Raw genomic sequence first — 18,724 nt, 5'->3', positions numbered from 1 at the left:
CGCCGCGGCACCCGGCCGCTCCCGCCGGGTGCCGCGCCCCGCCGATCACGAAAGGCTCCACCATGGCCACCACCCTCGCCGGCGCCGGTCCACGGCTGTGGGCACCCGCCCGGCACCGCCCCTTCCAACTCCTCTGGCTGGGACAGTCGTTGTCCCTGCTCGGCGACGGCTTCAGCGTCGTCGCCTTCTCCTGGATCACCCTCGGCCTGACCGGCTCCACCCTCGCCCTCGGCTACGTCCTCGCCTTCCAGGCCGTGCCCCGCGCCCTGCTCACCCTGGTCGGCGGCACCCTCAGCGACTCCTGGTCCACCCGCACGCTCATGGTCGCCTCCAGCTGGACCCGGGCCGGGCTGATGGCGGGGGTCGGACTGGCCGGGCTGAGCGGGCATCTGACGGTGTGGATGCTGTGCGCCGCCGCCGCGGCCTTCGGCGCCGTCGACGCCTTCTTCCAGCCCGCCCGAGTCTCCATCCTGCCGTCCGTGGTCGACGAACAGCTCCTCACCCCGGCCAACGCGCTGCTGGGCGCCGGATCGCGGACGGCCGCCGTGGTCGGACCGGCCGTCGGCGGTGTGGTCATCGCCCTGACCCGGGCGCCGGTCGCCTTCCTCGTCGACGCCGTCTGCTTCGCCCTGTGCGGCTGGTGCGTCGCGAGCATCCGCACCCGGCCCCGGACCGCCAAGTCCGCCGCGCCGACCGCCGAGGACGCGCCCAAGTCCCTGGGCGCCCGCATCCGCGAGGGCGTGACCTACACCTGGCGCGACCCCCGGCTGCGCACCGTCGTCGCCCTCGACACCGCCGTCAACTTCTGTTACGCCGGGCCCTTCACGGTCGGCTTCGCCACCCTCGCGGACCAGGTACTGCGCGGCGGCTCGGCCACGCTGGGCGTGCTCAACGGCTCCCTCGCCGGGGGTGCCATGCTCGGCACCCTGGCCGGCGGCGCGCTCGGCGGCCGGCCCCGGGTCGGCCTGCTGGTGGCCGGACTCGCGGGCTGGCTCGGCGCCGGGATGGCCGTGCTCGGGCTGGTGCACAGCACGCCGGCCGTGATCGCGACCGTACTCGCCATGGGCTTCGCGATCGGCTTCCAGGGCGTGTTCGGGCTGAGCTGGATCCAGCGCAACATCCCGCAGAACGTACTCAGCCGGGTCGTCTCCGTCGACATGGTCCTCGGCTACGCCGCCGCCCCCCTGTCGCTCATCGTGTGCGGCGCACTGGCCCGCGTCGACACGCTCGCCCTGTTCGGGGTGGTGGCCTGCGTGCTCGCCGCGACCGCCGTGGCGGTGCTGGGGTCGCGGGCGGTACGCGAGATGCGGTAGGGCCTGTGGCGCCGTCGGGCCTGACACCGGCGTCAGCGGCGGAGTGCTTCCGGAGGTTCGACGCGGGCCGCGCGGACCGAGGGGCAGAGACCGGCGAGGAGACCGACAGCGGCCCCCAGGAGGGGCGCGGGGAGCACGGTGGCCGGGTCGAGGACGGCCGTCCAGCTCTTGGCGAGGGCGACGACCAGAACGGCGGCCACGGCGAGGGCCGTTCCCACCGGCCCGCCGATCAGGCCGAGCGCGGTGGACTCGGTGAGGAACTGGGCGGCGATGTGCCGCGCCCGGGCGCCCAGGGCCCGGCGCAGCCCGATCTCCGCGGTCCGCTCCAGCACCGCGACGAACGTGGTGCTGGCGATGCCCACCACTGGAATCGGGCCCGGCCGGGAGCCCCGAGGTGGCCTGGGCCTGGCGCACCCTTCAGGGCACGGCCGGGCGGGTACGGGTGGAGGAGCCGGCCGCCCGGACCGGCTGGAGCCGCCGCCACCTCGAACGGCGGTTCCGCTGCCGGACCGGGCTGACCCCGAAGGGCGTGGCGCAGGTGATGCGGCTGCAGGCGGCCCTGCGGCTGAAGGAGGCCGGCGCGAGCTGGGCCGACGCGGCCGCGCAGGCCGGCCACCACGACCAGCCGCACTTCGACCGCACGTTCAAGGCGATGACGGGCCGCACCCCGAGCGCCTTCCGCGCCGGCCGCACGGCCGCGTCCCCGCACGACGCCCAGGACTTCGTGCCGGGTCAGGTGACGAGCGCCGTCCTGACCCGCCGCACTTGACCGGGTCCCAGGTCAGGACGCGGTGACGTGGACGTAGTCACCGGGAGCGTTGACCGACCCGGTCGTACCGGTACCCGCGAAGCTCCAGCGCCAGTAGCCGTCCACGGTGGCCTTCGCCGTGGTCTTCAGAGCGCCGCCCGTTCCGCTGGTCACCGTCTTCACGGTGCTGTACGTGGTCGTCCCGGCCTTGCGGAACTGCAGCTTCACCGCCTGGCCCGCGTAACCGCCGTAGGTGCCGTTGTCCCAGTTGGCGCGGGTCAGCTTGCCGGTGACGGTGAGGGTCTTGCCCGCGGCCACCGGCTCGGGGGAGGCGTCGGCCGTCAGTCTGGCGGCACGTTTCATCAGGAAGGTGCCCGCGCTGTCCAGCTGGATCCAGTCGAAGTCGTTGGCATCCACGGAGGTCCACACGTGCCAGGTACCGGCGGTGGAGTTGGTGTGGGCGGTACGGGGGCCGATGGTGATGTCGGTGGTGCAGATGGAGGTGGTCTCGCTGACAGGGTCGGGGGAGCAGTCCATCGGAGTCTCGGAACCGGGCCCCGCATGGCCGTCCGGGTTGTCGACCGGGCCGTGGTAGACCCAGCCGAAGGCGTCCTTGATCCCCGAGTTGTCGGCGGCGGTGATGCTGAGCGTGAACGTCTTCGACCCGGTGGCGCCGACCACGACCGGCTTCCCGCCGTTGACGACGACCTGGACGACGTGGGTGTCTCCCTGGCCGCCGTCGGCGTCGGCGGTCGTGACGGCGAGGGCGGACAGGACCAGCGCGCCCGACAGGGCGGTGACGGCAGAACGTATGAGCATGGGTCCTCGCAAGGGAAGAGTGGGCCGCCCGGGACCGGGACAGAGGCCGGACGACTAGTAGGGACGCCGGACGAGGTCAGGCGGTTCGCAGCGCGGCCGACCGGGCGCACAGGTCCGCGCGGTTGACCGCCCCGGTCTTGGTCATCAGGCTCGCGATGTGCTTCTCGGCCGTACGCGGCGAGATGAACAGCCGGTCGGCGATGTCCTTGTTGCCGAGCCGCTCCGCAAGCAGCCGGAAGACCTCGAACTCCCGGACGGTGACGCCCTGCGCGCGCAGGTGCTCGGGGATGCCGCTGGTGCCCGAGCGGTGCTGGTGCACGGGAGCGCCGAGCCGGCGCAGTGCGGCTCGGCAGGCACCCGCGACGGCCGCCACGTCCCGCTCGTGGAAGTGGTGTTCCGCCCGCCGCAGCCACCCCACCGGATCGCCCCAGCCGTCCTGGTGCGCCGCGTCCGCGATCAGCCGCAGCCCGAGATGCTGGGCCATCGCATACGGCTCAGCCACCGCCAGCGCCGCCTCGACCGTAGCGGCGGCCCGTGCGCCCTCTCCCTCCCGGCCCAGCAGCACGGCATCCGCGAGCATCACGAACTGGCGGTTCCAGCGCATCCGGGCGACCGCGGTGGCGGTGACCTCCTCGTGCCGGGCCCGGTCCGCCTCACCGGCGAGCAGGTCCAGCAGCAGGACGAGGCCGTGGGTGCCGCTGAGGTGGTAGGTGGTGGGGTTGCCGGCCTCCAGGGCCAGCACCTGTCGCAGCTCCGCCCGGCCCAGCTCGCGGTCCTCCTCCATCAGCGCGCAGAAGGCGCGGGCCAGGCCGAAGCACAGCGGCTCCTCCTGCGAACCGGCCCCGTCCCACTCGGCGAACGCGGCCAGCGCCGCCTCCATCGCCGTACGGTCGCCGAGGTGCGCCTCCAGCGTGGCCTGCGCCATGAGGACGTAGCGCACCGCGGGGGCGAGCCGCAGCCGGCGTACGACGGCCAGGCACTCGGCGGCGGCCGTGCGCGCGGTGTCGTACCGGCCGCGCAGCACACCGTCGAGGACGAGGATGCCGTCCACGGTGTGCACGATGTTGACCGAGCCGAGCCGCAGCGCCTCCGCACGGGCCGCCAGCAGGCCCGCGGTGTCGCCCTCGGCGAGCCAGGCGTTGCCGCCCATGCGGGTGGCAGCGTACATGCGCTGCAACGGCAGCCGGTGCCGCTCGGCCGTGGCGAGGGCCTGCTCCAGCATCGCCTGCGACTCCTCCGGGTCCCGTTCGCGGGCCACGGTGGCGAGCAACTCCCGGGCCTGGCAGGCGACGACGGGCAGCCCGTACCGCTCGGCGGTGTCGGCTGCCGAGCGGGCCAGCTTCTCGGCGTGCTGGGTGCGGTCGGGGCCGGGCGTGTCGAGGGCGAGGTAGGCGGCGGTGACGTCGACGGCCGCCGCGGTCGCGTCGTCCGGAGCCGCCGCCAGCACCTTCCGGGCCCTGGCTATCTGGCGGTTGCCGTCGCTCCAGCGGCCCGCCGTGTGGGCGACCTTGGCCAGCCGGGTGTGCAGGGTGGCCAGCCGGGCCGGGCTCAGGCCGGAGCCGTCGAGCACATGGAGGTCCTCGGCCAGCTCGAAGGCACGGGCGAAGTCACCCGCCTCGGCGAGCGCGGGCAGCAGGTGTTCGAGTACCCCGGCCCGGGCCTGCGGATCACTGCCGGACGCCAGCAGGTCCTCGGCCCGGCTGAGCAGGGTCACCGCCGAGCCCAGCGCGCCCGCCGCCAGCGCCCGCCCGCCGGCCTCGGCGAACAGCCGCCCGGCCTCGGCGGTGTCACCGGCCTCGCAGCGCAGCCCCGCAGCCAACGCGCACCAGTCCCCGGCGAGTTCGGGGTGCAGCTCCTCGACCGCCTCTGCGCCCCGCCGGGCCAGATCGGCGCGCCGGCCGGGCGTCATCTGGGTGAACAGGGCCTCCACGGTGAGGGAGTGGCGGAAGGAGTACCAGTCCGGGGCGGGCTCGTCGGGCAGCACCAGCCGGGCGGCCACCCCCGCGTGCAGATGGCTGAGCAGGGCCCGGTCGTCGATGCCCGTCATGCGCTGCAGCACGGTCAGCGGGAAGCGCCTGCCGAGCACGGCGGCGGCCGACAGGAGGGTGAGGCCCTGTGCGCCGAGCCGGTCGATACGGCGGAGGATGCCGCGGGCCAGCGTGGATGAAACGTCACTGCGGAGATCCCCGACCGCCCGCCAGCCGTCCGGACCCTGTACCAGCGTGCCGGCCCCGATCATGGACTGCAGCAGTTCCTCGACCAGGTACGGGCTGCCCGCGCTGTCCTCCCACAGGCGCCGCAGGACCGGTGCGGGCACTTCGTCGGGTCCGGGGACGCCGAGCTGGGCCGCGATCATGTCGTGGACCTGGGGGCGGGTCAGCGACGGCAGTTCGACCAGGGTGGCGGCACCGCGCCGACGGGCCGACTGCGCCAGGTCCAGGGCGTCGCTGAAGTCCGTCCGCACGGTGGCCAGCAGCAGCACCGGCGTGTATTCGAGGTTGTCCACCAGGTACTCGAGAACGCCGAGCGTCTCCGGGTCGGCGTCGTGCAGGTCCTCCAGCAGCAGAAGCTGGCCCTGGCCACGGGCCGCGGCGATGAGCAGGCGCAGGACCGCCTCGCCCAGGATCACCATCGAGCTGCTCTCCCGCTCCCCGGTGTCCCAGTCGGGAATCAGCCGCCCGAGGACCGGCCGGTAGGGCCCGAGGACCAGGTCGTCGAGGGGTTCGCCGCTGCGGAACAGCGACATCAGCGCCTCGGTGAGCGGCCGGAACGGTACGGCCGGGCCCGTCGTGCTGCTGCGGCCGCGCAGCACCCGCATCCCGGACCCGAGCGCACCGCCCACGGCCTCCGCCGCCAGCCGTGACTTGCCGACCCCGGCCTCGCCGACCAGGAAGACCACACCACCGCGACCCTGCCGGGCGTCGGACAAGGCACGCTCGAGCAAGCCCAGTTGGGGCTCCCGCCCGACCAGGGAAAGCGCATGGGAACGCATGAGCGCAGATGATAATCGGAATATCGGGACGTGTGGCAGGTCGCCCGTACACGTTCCGGTTCTCGTGTCGAAGCGGTGGTCGCGGGCCCCCGAAGGAGCCCGCGACCACCGCTGGGTTTCACAGCTGACGAGGCGTCACCGCGGCGCGGAGACCGAGGTGTCCAGCGTGCTCAGCGTGATGACGATCCCGCTGGTCAGCACCATCCCGGCCAGCACGCGGGCCCGGGCGCAGGCGCGGTTGCGGCCCTTGAGGGTGATCCCGCCCGCCGCGTCCTGCTCGACGGCGGTGGTGTCGGTGTCGTCGGTGGCGGTGGCGGTGGTGAGGTGCTTGTCCATGACGGTGATCCCCTTCGGATGTCCCGTGCGGGCGAGCACGGGGTGGGAGGTGGAGGAAAGCCGTGGTGCTGACGAGCGGTTGAGCGGTGGTGCGTGGGTCGGTCAGTGGTCGGGATGTCCCAGCAGAAGAACGGAAGGGACGGACTCGGGGCGGGCCAGGCGGAGCAGGCCGTAGCCGATCCCGGACAGTCCGGCCAGCAGCCCGGGGGAGGGCACGTGGTCCGGGGTGGCACAGCGGTGTCCCTGCGCCTCGACGAGGGCTAGCACCTGGCCGGTGCGCCCGGTGAGGGCCTCGGCCGCGGTCGCGTCACCCCGTGCGGCGAGCACGGCCAGGGCCTCCAGCGTGCCGAGGGTGCCGTGGCCCAGGCTCAGGTCGGGGCGCACCTCGGTCTCCGCCAGCCGGTTCCGGACCGACGGCGCGTCGGGTCCGAGGGCGGCGGCCGCCACCCCGGCGAGTCCGGACGACCAGGACGGGTCCTGTGGCGTGGCGAGGGCGTCCTGGAGCGCGGCACGGAGCATGGCGTGGGCGGTGGCCGCGTGCGCGGCGGCACGCCCGGGCCGGCAGCCCGCGTACCGCAGCAGCGCCCAGCCGACGCCCGCACCGCCGTCCGCGAGTCCGGGGACCCCGTCGGCGTCGGCCGCCGTGGCCAGCAGCCGGTCCGCCAGCGGGTCCGCCAGCCGCAGGGCCTCGGCCGCTCCGGTCGCCTCGTACACCGCGACCGCGGCGGCCAGCGCCCCGGCCGTACCACCGGCCAGGCCCGGGTCCGAGCAGGCCGCCGCGGCGTGGCCGAGCGCTGTCAGCGCGTCCGGCAGACAGTCCGTCAGGTTCTCGTCCAGCAGGGCCGACAGCCGCACCAGGGCGTACAGGATGCCGCCCAGCCCGTCGTACGCCCCGGGACCCGCCGCCGCACTCAGCTCGGGATCGGCTGCCAGCGCCTTCAGCAGGGCGGGCAGCGGCCGTACGGCCTCCCGGGCCAGCGGCGCGTACCGGCCGCCCCCGGCCAGTGCGTCCGCGTGGGCCAGGAACAGCGCGACCCCGCAGTAGCCCTGCGCGAGGCCGGCACCCATGGGCAGCACCGCCCAGTGCGGGCCCGAAACCCGCTCCAGCCCCAGCCAGTTGGTCCGGCCCTCCGAGCGCACCGCGCGGGCGGCGATCTCGTCGGCGATCCCGCAGGCCGCGGCGAGCAGCCGGGACGGCTCGGGTACCACGGCGGGCACCGGCGTCACCGTCAGCTCGGACCTGGGCCGGTCCAGCGGAGACGCGGCACCGCGGGCCGCGAGGGTGGCGGCGACGATCCACTCCTGGTCGTGGCAGTCGACCTCGTCCATCCGGGCGATCTTCTCCCGGACCGCGGTCAGACTCGCCACCGGCAGCAGACCGGGCAGCCAGGTCCCATCGGCCGCCCGGACCCCGGTCCCGGACGGCCGATGGGCGAACAGGGGTACGTCACCGCGCCACAGGTCCGCCGTCTCGTGCTCGACGAGCCTGCGGCGCACCTCGTCCTGCTCGGACTCGGTCCACAGGACGGCGAACACACCCTCCCTGGCCAGCGCGTCACCGAGCAGGGACGGATGGGTGGACTCCTCCAGGAGCGTCGCGTACAGCCGGGTCGAGCGGACGATGAGGCGGGCCGGGCTCTCGGCCCGGGCGGCCAACGGCCCTTCGATGTCCGCCAGTTCATCCCCGTGTGCGGAGATGGCCGCGTAGGCGGTGCGGAAGCCCTCCAGCAGGGCGGCGCGGTGATCGGCGCCGTCCAGCGGACGGCCGTCGGGCAGGGGGTGGTTCTGCGCGCCCGGGCTGAGCACCGGGGCGCGCACCGCCCGCATGGTGTCCGTGCCGCTGTCCTCCCAGCGCAGCCCCTCGCTCGGGTAGGTGCCGTCGGTGGACCGGCCGAGCGCGGAGATGTCGAGCGCCCCGTGCTCGCCGATCAGCAGGTGGGGCAGCAGGCAGGTGCGGTGCACGGACGCGTGCAGGGCGTCCGCGGCCGGGTCCGCACCGGCCGTCATGGCCGGCGGAAGCCCGGTGTGCAGCAGCGTCTCGGCGTCCACCAGGACCGGCTGGTCGCCGCAGGCGATGACGTTCTCGTAGTGCATGTCGGCGCCGTCCACCGCGTACAGCAGCGCCAGCAGCGCGCCCTGCCGCCGGTAGAAGGCGTCGGTCTCGGCCACCGACCGGCACCAGCGGTGCGCCACGAACTCCAGCCAGCCGTACCCGTCCCGGCGAACACTGCGCGGACTGCGGAGCCCGAGCCCCGGCACCTTGGTGTTCAGCCACCCCACCAAGTCGTCCAGGAGGGCGTGCTGCTCCAGCGGCCGGGGCTTGTACACGATCCGGTCACCGCTCGCGAAGTGCAGCACCGCGACCGCCCGGTTGCCCTGGTGCGCGTCCCCGAGGCCGAGGTCGGCGCGGGTGAGCGCCCCCGGGACCCGGCCGTCGAGGAGACCGGCGGCCAGGTCGTTCCGGTCGGCCTGGAACCGCCGTACGAGTTCCGCGGCGGCCTCGGCGGCGTCCAGCGCGGTCTGCCCCAGCATCCGGGCCAGCACCGGGTAGGCGGCGAACAGCCCGCCCAGACCCTGCCGGGTGCGTGTCGTAGCGAGGAACGAGGCGAACCGCTCGCGCGGTCCGACTCCGGCCAGCCGGCCGGCCCGCCGCGCCGAGGCGAGTTCGTGGACCAGGGTGCGGGCGGCCTGCCGGACCAGCTGGTGCGTCAGCCGCTCTTCGAACGCGCCCTGCCAGACCGCCCGTTCGGCCTCCGGCAACCCTGCCAGCAGGCTGTCCAGCCGCGCGGACGCCGGGGCGACGAGCGGTCGTACGACGGGAGCGAACGCATCGGGTCCCGCACCTCCCGTGTGCCCGTCGGCCACTTCCTCGGTGGCCGACTCCAGCGCCTGTTCGACGTACCGCGCCCAACCGGGCTTGTCCGTCCGGGCCGCCAGCCGCTCGGCCGGCTCCAGCGCGAGCGCCCCCGCCGTGCCCGCGTCGACGCCGAGGTGGGCCAGCTGCGCGGCGAAGCCCTCCGCGTCACCGGCGGCCCAGGGGGCGCGCCCGGCGGAGGCGGGTCCGGCCGGTGCCGCCGGGAGGTCCGGGGCGGCGAGCCGTTCCACGAGGGACAGCGCCGGGGCCCACCAGGCGAGCGGCAGGCCGGCGCTCCGGGGAGTCGGGAGGCTGGCGGTCTCAGTCACGAGACGAAGGTCGCAGAGCCGGTCCGTCCCCCACATGGGGAAGCGACCCCCATATTCTTCGCGGGCCCCCACCGCACTGGGGGACGGCCCCACCCTCGGCTGGAGAAACGGCAGGTCGGCAGGGGTGGGTGGGCAACCCCCAGGTGGGGGTGGCGAGTTCGCTGCAGACCCAGGGCAACCTGGCCCGGGCCTTGCACCCGCCCTCGGACGGCGCGCGACCCCCATCTCCACCCCCACCCGCCCTTCACACAACCTCCCCGGACCCGCCCCACGGCGCCGCGACCGGCTCCTTCCCGCCCTGCACCGGGATCCGTCACCCGCCGGCCGGGAAAGGTGGGGGTCGACTACCGATGCCCTGCACGTGCCGGCACAGCAGGGTGTTGTGCAGTAGCCCAGACCGCCCGCACCACTGAGGACCGGGCGGACGACCTTCCAAGGAGCAGCAGATGGGAGCACCCGTACCCGTCGGTGTGGTCGCCCTCGACCCGGTGCTGGAGGCCGGCACCCGCAGTTCCCTGCTCACGTGCCCGGGGCTGGCCGTGTGCGAGCCCGGTGACGCACGGGTCGCCGTCCTCACCGTGGACCGGCTCGGACCCGCCGAACTCGACATCGTGCGCACCACCCGTGCCCACCCGAACCGCCCCGCCGTCGTCCTGGTGGCCGGTGCCCTCGCCTCCGGTGACGCCCTGCACGCCCTCGCCGCCGGCGCCCGCGGCCTGTTGCTGCGCCGGGAGGCCGACGCCGCGCGCCTCGCCCACGCGGTGCTGGCCGCCGCCCGGGACGACTGCACCCTGCCACCCGAACTGCTCGAACAGGTCCTCGACCGGCCGGGCGCGGCCCGGCACACGGCAGGCGGCTGGGCGGGCAGCGCCCTGTCGGAACGCGAGCGCTCGGTCCTGGAACTCGTCGCCGACGGGCACGAGACGGCGGAGATCGCCCAGCGCCTCGCCTACTCCCCGCGCACGGTGACCACGGTCGTCCACGACATCACCCAGCGCTTCCGGCTGCGCAATCGCGCCCACGCGGTGGCCTACGCACTGAGGGCGGGCCTGCTGTGACGACGACCCTCACCGCCCCTGGTGCGCTGCGCATACGCGTCCTGTCCCCGCGCCACGCGGACCGCGTCCACGCCCTCGCCCGGCGCGCCGGTCTCGACCAGGCGCCCGCCCATGATGCCCCCACCGCCACGGTGATCGTCGCCGACGACGCCGAGCAGGCGTTGCGGGGCGTCCGTGACCCCGGCCCGCTGCTGCTCGTGTGCGACAACGTCACACGCAGGGGCCTGATGCTGGCCCTGCGCGCCGGAGCGGTCGTCCTCAGGGCTTCGGACCTCACCGAGGACAACCTGATGGCAGCCTTCCGCCGCACCGGCCACCCGTACCAGAGCATCCCCTACCCGGTACTGTCCCAGCTCCTGACCACCGGCCCGCAGCACGGCACCCCGGCGCGGACCGGAGCGCGGCCGGCCCTGACCGCCCGGCAGACCTCCGTGCTGCGTCTGATGGCCGAGGGGCACGGCAACGCGGACATCGCCCGGCTGCTGTCCTGCTCCGAACACACCGTCAAGAACGTCATCTACGAGGTCATGTCCCGCCTCCAGGCCCGCAACCGCGCCCACGCGGTGGCTCACGCGGTACGCCACGGCCTCGTCTGACGCCGTGCGGCAGCCGTGCCGACGCCCTGAAGGCGCCTCAGAACGCCGGCGTCGGCAGCAGCCGCGGCTCGATGCGCTCCTCCACCGCCCGCTCGCCCCGCCGGGAGACCAAGTAGGCGGCCTTGCCCGGCAGTTCCGCCACGGCCTCGACCAACTCGGTGCCCCGGTAGACCAGGCCCACTCCGTCATCGGTGCAGTGGGAGGTCGGGAGGGTGCCGTCCGCGACCAGGCGGTGCATCAGCGGCCGACGGCCCGCGTCGGAGTCGTAGTGCACGCCGTTGCCGTACGGGAGCAGGCCGAGGGCGTCGGTGACCGGGCGCAGCTCGGGCCCGAAGGAGTCCGTCGCGCCGCCCCGGAACCAGCAGATGGAGCCCGCGCTCACACCGGCGAGCACCACGCCCGCCTGCCAGGCGCGGCGCATCACGGTGTCCAGGCCGTGCACCCGCCACACGGCGAGCAGGTTGGCGACCGAGCCGCCCATCACCCAGACCACGTCATGGCCGAGGACGGTGGCCTCGATGTCGTCGACGTTCGGCATGGGGAACAGCTGCAGCGGGGTGAGGTCGAAGCCCGCCACCCGGGCCGCCTCGGACACCCGCGCCGTGACGTGTTCCGCGTCTCCCGTGGCCGTGCCGACGTACAGGATCCGCGGGCGCCGGCCGTGCACACCGGAGAGGTCGACCGCGTGATGGACCAGGGCGTCGAAGAGCACCCGGGTGCGTCCGCCGACGCGGTGCCCTCCGGAGGTGGCGAGGATGGTCGGTTCGGGTGCCGTCACGCGCGTGATCGTATCGCGGTGCCTCCCGGGGAGACATGAAGGAATCGTGGAGGTGAACACTCCGGGATTCGGGTGCCTCGGCCGAACAGCCCAGTGGGGGCCGGTCGTTGGACCGGCCCCCACTGCTTGCCTTGTCATGCGCTGCGCAGGGCCACGGCCGCCGCGTACCCGGCCGGTACGAGCACGTCCCGCAGGGTCCAGTCCGGTGCCGGTGCGACGGGCAGCGGTCCGGTGCCGACGTAGTCCAGCGCGGGATCGCGCACCAGGCCGGTGCCCAGGCCCTTGAGATAGGCCTCCTTGCGGACCCAGGCCCGGGTGAACGCCGACGGACGCTCGTGGGCGGGCAGCAGGGTCAGCTCGTCCCGCTCCGCCACGTGCAGCGCGGACCGGGCGCTCAGCACCGCCTGCGCCGTGGCCAGCCCCTCCACGTCGACGCCGACCGGAGCGCCGGCGAGCGCCATCAGCACCAGGCCCCCGCTGTGCGACAGCGAGAAGTGCACGCCCGGCGTCCGCAGCGCCGGCCGGCCGTGCGGTCCGCCGCAGCCCGCGCACGGTTCGCGCACCAGCGGCAGCGCGTCGGCCCGCATGCCGAGCAGGACGCTCAGGACGTTGCGGAGTGCCGCGTGCGCCACCACATAGGCGTCCCGGTCCCGGGCGTGCCGGAACGCGCGGGCACGCGCCCGCTCCTCCGCGTCCAGCAGCTCCTGCGCATGGCGCAGGGCGCCCGCGTCCACGGCGCCGACCCGGGCCAGGTACAACTCCAACGGCCCCTCCAGCGCCCGGGGTCGAGGAACTCCCACCGGGCGCCGCAGACCCGACAGGTCCAGCACGGCCGGGCAGAGCAGCCCCGGCGGCGGGGCGTGGGCCGGGCGGGTCAGGAGCGGACCCGGGCGGTGCTCAGACATCTGCCCCGGCCAGCCGGCGGCGCAGGCTGAGCGGGCGCATGTCCGTCCAGATCACGCCGATGTGGTCCAGGCACTCCTGCCGGCTGCCCCGCAGCCCCTCCGAGTACCAGCCCGCGGGCACCTCGCGGTCCGCGCGCCAGATCGAGTACTGCTCCTCGTCGTTGCGCACCACGAGATACACCTCGTCGCTGTCCCGGCCGGCCTCCTCGCCGCCCGTACCGGTCGCCAGGTTGTCGTGCGTCACGGTGAACCTCCCGCAGATGATGGGCCGACCGCAGGTCAGGGGCCGACGAGGTCAGCGTGCCCGCGGCCCCGCACCCGGGGCAGGGACGAACGCGCCGATCCGGCGGCGCGCGTTGCTGCCGGATCTTCTCTGGTGAGGGGTGCCCGTGCCGCGGGACGGTGCTGACCGGTCGCGGGGAGCCCGGCACCCGGCACTCCCGGCGGCGGCGCCCGCCGCCCGGCCGAGCCACGCGATTCCCGCGCACCCCCTTTCCGGAAGGAGCCACGCGATGTCGGACGAGCACGCACCTGTCCTGCTGCCGGGCGGAGGCTGGCGGCTGTGGGAACAGTTCGCGCTGCGCGGCCCGGGTTTCCCCGCCGACGGCGTCCTGCGCCTCGCCCCGCCCGGACTGGCCGAGGCCGCCGACAAGTTCGGCCCGGACGCCGACCTGTCCGGCACCGAGTGGCAGGCCTTCACCGAGGACGTCTCCGAGGCCGCCGTACGCACCGCCCGCCGGCTGCAGGAGATCGCCGCCCAGGCCCGCTTCCAGGCAGCCCTGGCCTGGCAGAACCCGGCCGTCCTGCGCACCGGCATTGCCCCGTTCCTGCGCTGGACGCCCACGGCCGACAGCCGCAGCAGCATGCCCCGGCAGCGCGAGGAACTGGTCGCCCACTACTGGCAGCGGTTCTGCGTGAAGAACGACACCATCGGCTTCTTCGGCCCGGTCGGGTGGGGCCGCTGGGACCCGTCCACCCCGGATGCCGTCGCCGTCGACCCCGGGCAGGGCTTTCTCGCCGCCTCGGAGGTGTACTTCTCCGGGTGGGCGATCGACGCCCTCGCCAAGGTGCTGGCCGAGGACCGGGACCTGATGCGCTGGATCCCGCCCCGCCGGGTGTCCTTCGTGCGCCCGGTGGACGGTGCGGTACGGGTGCCGGGGCGGCCCGCCCAGCGGATCGGTGCCACCGAACTGGCCGTGCTGCGGCTGTGCGACGGCACCCGCCACCCGGACGCGATCGCCGACGCCCTCGGCATCGAAGCGGGCGAGGCGGCCCGGATCGTGGGCGAACTGGTCTCCCGCCGCTGGGTCCACTGGAAACTGGAGGTCCCCGCCGCCACCCGACCCGACCGCGCTCTGCGCCGCATCCTGGAACGCGTCCCCGACGAGGCGGCCCGTGAACGGGCGCTCGCCAAGCTGGCCGTGCTGGAACGCGGCCGGGACGCCGTACGCTCCGCCGGTACCGACGCCACAGCGCTGACCCGCGCGATCGGCGACCTGGAGGCCGACTTCGCCGCGCTCACCGACAGCGAGGCCCAGCGCGCCAAGGGCGAACGCACCGCGCCCTGCCGGGGGTTGGTGTACTCCGACGCCCGCCGCTCGGCGACCGCCACGGCCGGCGCCGGACTCCTCGCCCACCTGGAGCCGCTCCAACTCTGCCTGACCGCCGCCCGCTGGATGACCAACCGCTTCGCCGACGCCATCCGCACCCGCCTGCGCACCGTCCACGACCGGCTGCGCGCCGACGGCGCACCCGTGGACCTCGCCACCCTGTGGCTGCACACCCTGCCCTCCCCGCACCCGGACGCCGGCGACCTCATCGACACCGCCCAGGCCGAACTGCGCGCCAAGTGGACGAAGATCCTCGACCTGCCGCCGGGAGCGCGCCGGGTCCGGCTGTCCACGGCGGAGCTGGCCGAGCGGGTGCGGCGGGAGTTCGACGAACCGGGCGACGGCTGGTCGCTGGCCCGGTACATCAGCCCCGACGTCCTGGTGATCGCCGAGGACGACGAGGCCCTCGCGCGCGGTGACGTCGAACTGGTCCTGGGCGAGATGCACTGCGCGCTGAACACGATGGGTGCCTCCCTGTTCGTGTACCAGCACCCCGACCGGGACGTGCTCCTCGCCGAGACCACCCGCGACTTCCCCGGCCCGCGCCTGCTGCCCATGCTGCCGAAGGAACTGCCCCTGAAGTGGTCCTCGCGCAGCCGCCCCGCCCTGGACCGGCCCGAGGACCACTACGTGGCCCTGGTCGACCAGACCGGAGACCCGCACCGGCCCCGCACCGTGCTCGGCGCGGACGTCACCGTCGAGGACCAGGGCGGCCGGCTCGCCGCCGTCCTGCCCGACGGCACGGTGTACGACCTCCTCGACGTGTACGCCAACACGCTCACCCAGCGCGTCATGGACCGCTTCACCCTGCGCCCGGAGGGCGAGCACACCCCGCGCATCACCGTCGACCGCATGACCGTGGCCCGCGAGACCTGGCAACTCCCCGTCGCCGGAGTGGACTTCGCCGACGAGAAGGCGGAGGCCGCCCGCTTCGTCCGGGCCCGGCACTGGCAGCGCCGCCACGAGCTGCCCCGGTTCGTCTTCGTCGTCTCCCCGACCGAACCCCGCCCGTTCTACGTCGACTTCGACAGCCCCGTGTACATCACCATCCTCGCCAAGGCGGCCCGCAGGCTCGCCCGCAAGGACCCCGGGGCCCGCCTGAAGGTCAGCGAGATGCTGCCCACCCCGGAACAGGCCTGGCTCACCGACGACGAGGGCCGCCGCTACACCTCCGAACTCCGGTTCGTGGCGGTCGACCAGACCGTCGCCGGCACGGGGGAGGCGTGATGCGCACCGTCGCCGACGACATCCACGCACACGCCTCACGTCACCCGCGCCGGATCGCGCTCACCACACCCTCGGGTGAGGTGACCTACGCCCGACTCGCCGAGCACATCGAGGAGACGGCCCGTACCCTGCGGGCCCACGGCGTCGGCCCGGAGACGGTGTGCGCCGTCGCCGTCGAGCACGGAACCCGGGCGGTGGCGGCCATGGCCGCGGTCCTGCGCTGCGGGGCGGCCTTCCTGACGCTCGACGTGGGGCAACCGCGCGACCGACTGGCCGCGTTCACCCGCAGCGCGGGCGCCGGCCTGCTGCTGACCACCGCCGACCTGGCCCCCGCCCTCGGCCTGCGGATGCCGTCCGTCCTCCTCGACCAGCCGCACCCGGCGACCCCGGACGACGCACGGCCGGGCCCGGTCGATCCCCGCGCCCTCGCCTACGTCAGCCACACCTCCGGCAGCACCGGGGAACCCAGTGCCGTCCTGGTCGAACACCGCAGCCTCGACACCTACTTGCGGGACACGGCGACGGCGTTCGGTCTCGGCCCGGACACGGTGGCCCTGCAGACGGCACCCCTCGGCTACGACGCCTCGATCCGGGACACCTTCGTCCCGCTGCTCGCCGGCGCCCGCCTGGTGATCGTGGACCGCGCCCGGCTGCTGCGCCCCGAGGACTTCGCCCGCACCGTCCGCGAGCACGGCATCACCGCCGTGCTGAGCACCACCCCCTCCTTCCTGACCCACCTGGCCGGGCAGCAGGGGCTCGGCGACCCGCTGGCCGGCGTCCGCCTGGTGGCGTCCAGCGGGGAGTCGCTGCGGCCCTTCCTCGTCGCGGGCGGCCGCTCCCTCGTACCCGGCACGCTGGTCAACCAGTACGGCCCGACCGAGTGCACCATGACCACCACCCGGTACGCCGTCCCCGCCGCAACCGACCCGTCCGCCGACCCGGTGGGCACGCCCCGCGCCGGAGCCGTGATCCGGGTCCTGGACGCGGACTTGGCACCCGTGCCCGACGGCATGGTGGGCGAGGTGTACATCGGGGGAGCCTGCCTGGCCCGCGGCTACGGCGGCCGACCGGCCCGCACGGCCGCATGCTTCGTACCCGACCCGTACGGCCCGCCCGGCGCCCGCCTCTACCGCACCGGCGACCTCGGCTGGTGGGGACCCGAGGGCCTGCACTACGCCGGCCGGACCGACCGGCAGGTGAAGATACGCGGCTACCGCGTGGACCCGGCGGAGATCGAGGGTGTGCTGCTGGCCCACCCGAGGGTCACCGGGGCCGTGGTCACGCCGCACCGCGACGACCGGGGGCGCGGGTATCTCCTCGCCCATGTCACGGGCGAGCTGGCCGACACCACGGACACGGCGCTGCGCGCCCATCTCGCCCGCCTGCTGCCGCCCCACCTGATGCCCCGCCGCTTCGTACGACTCGACACGCTGCCGACGACACGGGGTGGCAAGGCGGACCGGAGGCTCCTTGCCGACGCGGGGGGAGTCGGGGGCGTTGGGGGAGCCGAGACGGTCGGGGGAACCGGAAGGGTCGGGAGCGCCGGGACCGTTGGGCGAGCCGGGAGCGTTGGGGGAGCCGGAAGTGTCGGGGAAGCCGGGACGGTTAGGGGAGCCGGAAGTGTCGGGCGGGCCGAGACGGTCGGGGGAACCGGAAGTGTCGGGAGAGCCAGGACCGTTGGGCGAGCCGGGACGATCGGGCGAGCCGGGACCTTCGAGGGAGCCGGGGCCGTCGAGGGAGCCGGGGCCGTCGAGAAAGCCCGGAGTGTCGGGCGAGCCGGAAGTGTCGGGAGAGCCGGATGACCGCCACCGGCGTGCGCCAGGTCGCCACCGTCCGCCGCCCGAGCCCCGCCGAGGTGCGCCTCGGCCCCGCCGATCTGCGCGCCGCCGCCGAGGTGCGCCTCGGCCCCGCCGATCTGCGCGCCGCCGCCGAGCGCATCGCCCCGTACGTCGTCCACACCCCTCTCCTGCCCGGCCCGGCGACGGCGGTGGACGGCCCGCGCGTGCTGCTGAAGGCCGAACACCTCCAGCCGTCCGGCTCGTTCAAGCTGCGCGGCGCCGCCAACGCCGTCCTCGCCCTGGACGCCGGCCAAATCGTCACCGGCTCCTCCGGCAACCACGGCATCGCCCTGGCCCGCCTCGCCCGCACGCTCGGCATCCGGCTGACGGTGGTCCTGGCGGCGGGCGCGGCTCCCGCGAAGGCCGCCGCCATCCGCGCGCTCGGCGCCGAGACTCTGCGGGTCGGCGGGGGAGTGGCCGAACGGGAAGAACGCGCCCGCGCCCTGGCGAGCGAGCGCGACGCCGTCCTCGTCCCCTCCTCCGACCACCCGCTGGTCGTCGCCGGACAGGGCACGGTCGGCGTCGAGCTGCTGGCAGACGCCCCCGACACCGAGACGGTCTACGTCCCGACCGGCGGCGGCGGACTCCTCGCGGGCGTCTGCCTCGCCGCCGACGGCCACCCGGTGCGCGTGGTCGGCGTCGAGCCCGCGACCACCCCGCGCTACGCCCGCTCCCTGGCCGCAGGCCACCCGGTCCAGTTGCCACCCGGCACCACCGTGGCGGACGGGCTGCGCGGCCAGCGTCCCGGAGCCGTCCCCTATCCGATCATCAGGGACCGCGTCGACGACCTGATCGCCGTCGGTGACGCCGAGATCCTCGCCGCCGCGGCCCTGCTGCGCCGGTACGGCATCGACGCCGAGCCCAGCGGGGCCGTCGCCCTGGCCGGTGCCCTGCGCGCCGGCCGCCGCGAACGTGCCGTGGCCGTCGTCTCCGGCGGCAACACACCCGCCCGCCTGCACGACCTCCACCTCACCCACCCTCACCCGAAGGAGCACACGCCATGACCACGAACACTGCCACCAGCACCCTCGACCTGCTCGTCGGCATCTTCCGGGACGTCCTGGCCCTCGCCGACCTGACCGCGGACACCGACTTCTACGAGGCGGGCGGCGACTCGCTCACCGCCTTCCAGATCACCGGCCGCCTCCAGGAGGCCCTCGGCGTGGACCTCCCGGTCTCCCTGGTCTTCGCCTACCCCACGCCCCGGGACCTGGCCGAGGTGGTGGACGCGGACTACGGAGCCGCCTGACCGCATCCGGGGTGTGGCCGCCCGGCCGCACCCCTTACGGCAAGGACAGTCCACCCACGTTCGCCAAGGAGA

15 protein-coding genes and 1 pseudogene are annotated in these 18,724 nt (G+C 74.8%); 8 read left to right on the top strand and 8 right to left on the bottom strand.

The window, feature by feature from the left end; genetic code table 11:
* Window positions 1-62 precede the first annotated feature (62 nt).
* A complete protein-coding gene (locus BEK98_RS42045; RefSeq protein ID WP_094222086.1) occupies window positions 63-1,313 on the top strand; it encodes an MFS transporter in 1,251 nt (416 codons plus the stop codon).
* Between the two features lie 32 nt (window positions 1,314-1,345).
* Here BEK98_RS42045 and BEK98_RS42040 read toward each other — a convergent pair.
* A pseudogene (locus BEK98_RS42040) lies at window positions 1,346-1,684 on the bottom strand (ABC transporter permease); the annotation flags it as partial.
* Window positions 1,685-1,707: 23 nt separating this feature from the next.
* Here BEK98_RS42040 and BEK98_RS42035 point away from each other — a divergent pair.
* Entirely contained in the window at window positions 1,708-2,082 is a 375-nt protein-coding gene (locus tag BEK98_RS42035; protein ID WP_244202215.1) for a helix-turn-helix domain-containing protein, read from the top strand.
* A 12-nt stretch (window positions 2,083-2,094) separates the two neighbouring features.
* On the opposite strand, the gene BEK98_RS42030 is transcribed toward BEK98_RS42035, so the two are convergent.
* The 4 genes from BEK98_RS42030 to BEK98_RS42015 form a co-directional block, all read right to left on the bottom strand.
* Window positions 2,095-2,880: a hypothetical protein gene (locus tag BEK98_RS42030; RefSeq protein ID WP_094222083.1), complete on the bottom strand. Its 786-nt coding sequence runs from the start codon at window positions 2,878-2,880 to the stop codon at window positions 2,095-2,097.
* Between the two features lie 76 nt (window positions 2,881-2,956).
* Window positions 2,957-5,872 carry a helix-turn-helix transcriptional regulator gene (locus tag BEK98_RS42025; protein ID WP_094222082.1) on the bottom strand — a complete coding sequence of 972 codons (2,916 nt, stop codon included), beginning with the start codon at window positions 5,870-5,872 and terminating at the stop codon, window positions 2,957-2,959.
* Between the two features lie 135 nt (window positions 5,873-6,007).
* Window positions 6,008-6,208, bottom strand: a complete 201-nt coding sequence (locus BEK98_RS42020; protein WP_094222081.1) for a hypothetical protein — start codon at window positions 6,206-6,208, stop codon at window positions 6,008-6,010.
* A 102-nt stretch (window positions 6,209-6,310) separates the two neighbouring features.
* Window positions 6,311-9,391, bottom strand: coding sequence for a type 2 lanthipeptide synthetase LanM family protein (locus BEK98_RS42015; RefSeq protein ID WP_244202214.1), 3,081 nt, complete (start codon window positions 9,389-9,391; stop codon window positions 6,311-6,313).
* A gap of 446 nt (window positions 9,392-9,837) precedes the next feature.
* Here BEK98_RS42015 and BEK98_RS42010 point away from each other — a divergent pair, with 446 nt between their 5' ends.
* Window positions 9,838-10,449 carry a helix-turn-helix transcriptional regulator gene (locus BEK98_RS42010; RefSeq protein ID WP_094222079.1) on the top strand — a complete coding sequence of 204 codons (612 nt, stop codon included), beginning with the start codon at window positions 9,838-9,840 and terminating at the stop codon, window positions 10,447-10,449.
* Complete coding sequence (locus BEK98_RS50435; protein ID WP_244202213.1) at window positions 10,446-11,045, top strand: helix-turn-helix transcriptional regulator; 600 nt, start codon at window positions 10,446-10,448, stop codon at window positions 11,043-11,045. The genes BEK98_RS42010 and BEK98_RS50435 overlap by 4 nt, the downstream gene beginning before the upstream one ends.
* 37 nt (window positions 11,046-11,082) lie before the next feature.
* Here the strand turns inward: BEK98_RS50435 and BEK98_RS42000 are convergent, their stop codons facing one another.
* The 3 genes from BEK98_RS42000 to BEK98_RS41990 all read right to left on the bottom strand — a co-directional run bounded on the left by BEK98_RS42000 (window position 11,083) and on the right by BEK98_RS41990 (window position 12,972).
* Entirely contained in the window at window positions 11,083-11,823 is a 741-nt protein-coding gene (locus tag BEK98_RS42000; RefSeq protein ID WP_094222078.1) for a Type 1 glutamine amidotransferase-like domain-containing protein, read from the bottom strand.
* 134 nt (window positions 11,824-11,957) lie between these two features.
* Window positions 11,958-12,728 (bottom strand): 4'-phosphopantetheinyl transferase family protein, encoded by a 771-nt coding sequence (locus BEK98_RS41995; RefSeq protein ID WP_094222077.1) that lies wholly within the window; start codon window positions 12,726-12,728, stop codon window positions 11,958-11,960.
* The gene (locus tag BEK98_RS41990; protein ID WP_244202212.1) at window positions 12,721-12,972 is read right to left on the bottom strand and encodes an MbtH family protein; all 252 of its coding nucleotides are present in this window, start codon (window positions 12,970-12,972) and stop codon (window positions 12,721-12,723) included. Before BEK98_RS41990 ends, BEK98_RS41995 begins: the two co-directional genes overlap by 8 nt.
* Window positions 12,973-13,240: 268 nt before the next feature.
* Here BEK98_RS41990 and BEK98_RS41985 point away from each other — a divergent pair, with 268 nt between their 5' ends.
* Genes BEK98_RS41985 through BEK98_RS41970 form a run of 4 tightly spaced genes read left to right on the top strand, consistent with a single transcriptional unit; the run spans window position 13,241 to window position 18,652 of the window.
* Window positions 13,241-15,565, top strand: a complete 2,325-nt coding sequence (locus BEK98_RS41985) for a lantibiotic dehydratase (protein ID WP_094222076.1) — start codon at window positions 13,241-13,243, stop codon at window positions 15,563-15,565.
* The gene (locus tag BEK98_RS41980; protein ID WP_143684234.1) at window positions 15,565-17,367 is read left to right on the top strand and encodes an amino acid adenylation domain-containing protein; all 1,803 of its coding nucleotides are present in this window, start codon (window positions 15,565-15,567) and stop codon (window positions 17,365-17,367) included. The genes BEK98_RS41985 and BEK98_RS41980 overlap by 1 nt, the downstream gene beginning before the upstream one ends.
* Complete coding sequence (locus BEK98_RS41975) at window positions 17,364-18,407, top strand: threonine ammonia-lyase (RefSeq protein WP_094222075.1); 1,044 nt, start codon at window positions 17,364-17,366, stop codon at window positions 18,405-18,407. Before BEK98_RS41980 ends, BEK98_RS41975 begins: the two co-directional genes overlap by 4 nt.
* On the top strand, window positions 18,404-18,652 hold the full coding sequence (locus tag BEK98_RS41970; RefSeq protein ID WP_094222074.1) for an acyl carrier protein: 249 nt from the start codon (window positions 18,404-18,406) through the stop codon (window positions 18,650-18,652). The genes BEK98_RS41975 and BEK98_RS41970 overlap by 4 nt, the downstream gene beginning before the upstream one ends.
* Window positions 18,653-18,724 lie beyond the last annotated feature (72 nt).

It is taken from the genome of Streptomyces diastatochromogenes (genome assembly GCF_002242805.1).
Classification (GTDB): Bacteria; Actinomycetota; Actinomycetes; order Streptomycetales; family Streptomycetaceae; genus Streptomyces; species Streptomyces diastatochromogenes.
Note: the sequence above shows the minus strand (reverse complement) of the source record. Positions and strands in the feature narration are given on the sequence as shown.

Coding starts and splice junctions, on each gene's coding strand:
- BEK98_RS42045 (WP_094222086.1), top strand. CDS start 63: ATGGCCACCACCCTCGCCGGCGCCGGTCCACGGCTGTGGGCACCCGCC.
- BEK98_RS42030 (WP_094222083.1), bottom strand. CDS start 2,880: ATGCTCATACGTTCTGCCGTCACCGCCCTGTCGGGCGCGCTGGTCCTG.
- BEK98_RS42025 (WP_094222082.1), bottom strand. CDS start 5,872: ATGCGTTCCCATGCGCTTTCCCTGGTCGGGCGGGAGCCCCAACTGGGC.
- BEK98_RS42020 (WP_094222081.1), bottom strand. CDS start 6,208: ATGGACAAGCACCTCACCACCGCCACCGCCACCGACGACACCGACACC.
- BEK98_RS42010 (WP_094222079.1), top strand. CDS start 9,838: ATGGGAGCACCCGTACCCGTCGGTGTGGTCGCCCTCGACCCGGTGCTG.
- BEK98_RS41995 (WP_094222077.1), bottom strand. CDS start 12,728: ATGTCTGAGCACCGCCCGGGTCCGCTCCTGACCCGCCCGGCCCACGCC.
- BEK98_RS41985 (WP_094222076.1), top strand. CDS start 13,241: ATGTCGGACGAGCACGCACCTGTCCTGCTGCCGGGCGGAGGCTGGCGG.
- BEK98_RS41980 (WP_143684234.1), top strand. CDS start 15,565: ATGCGCACCGTCGCCGACGACATCCACGCACACGCCTCACGTCACCCG.
- BEK98_RS41975 (WP_094222075.1), top strand. CDS start 17,364: ATGACCGCCACCGGCGTGCGCCAGGTCGCCACCGTCCGCCGCCCGAGC.
- BEK98_RS41970 (WP_094222074.1), top strand. CDS start 18,404: ATGACCACGAACACTGCCACCAGCACCCTCGACCTGCTCGTCGGCATC.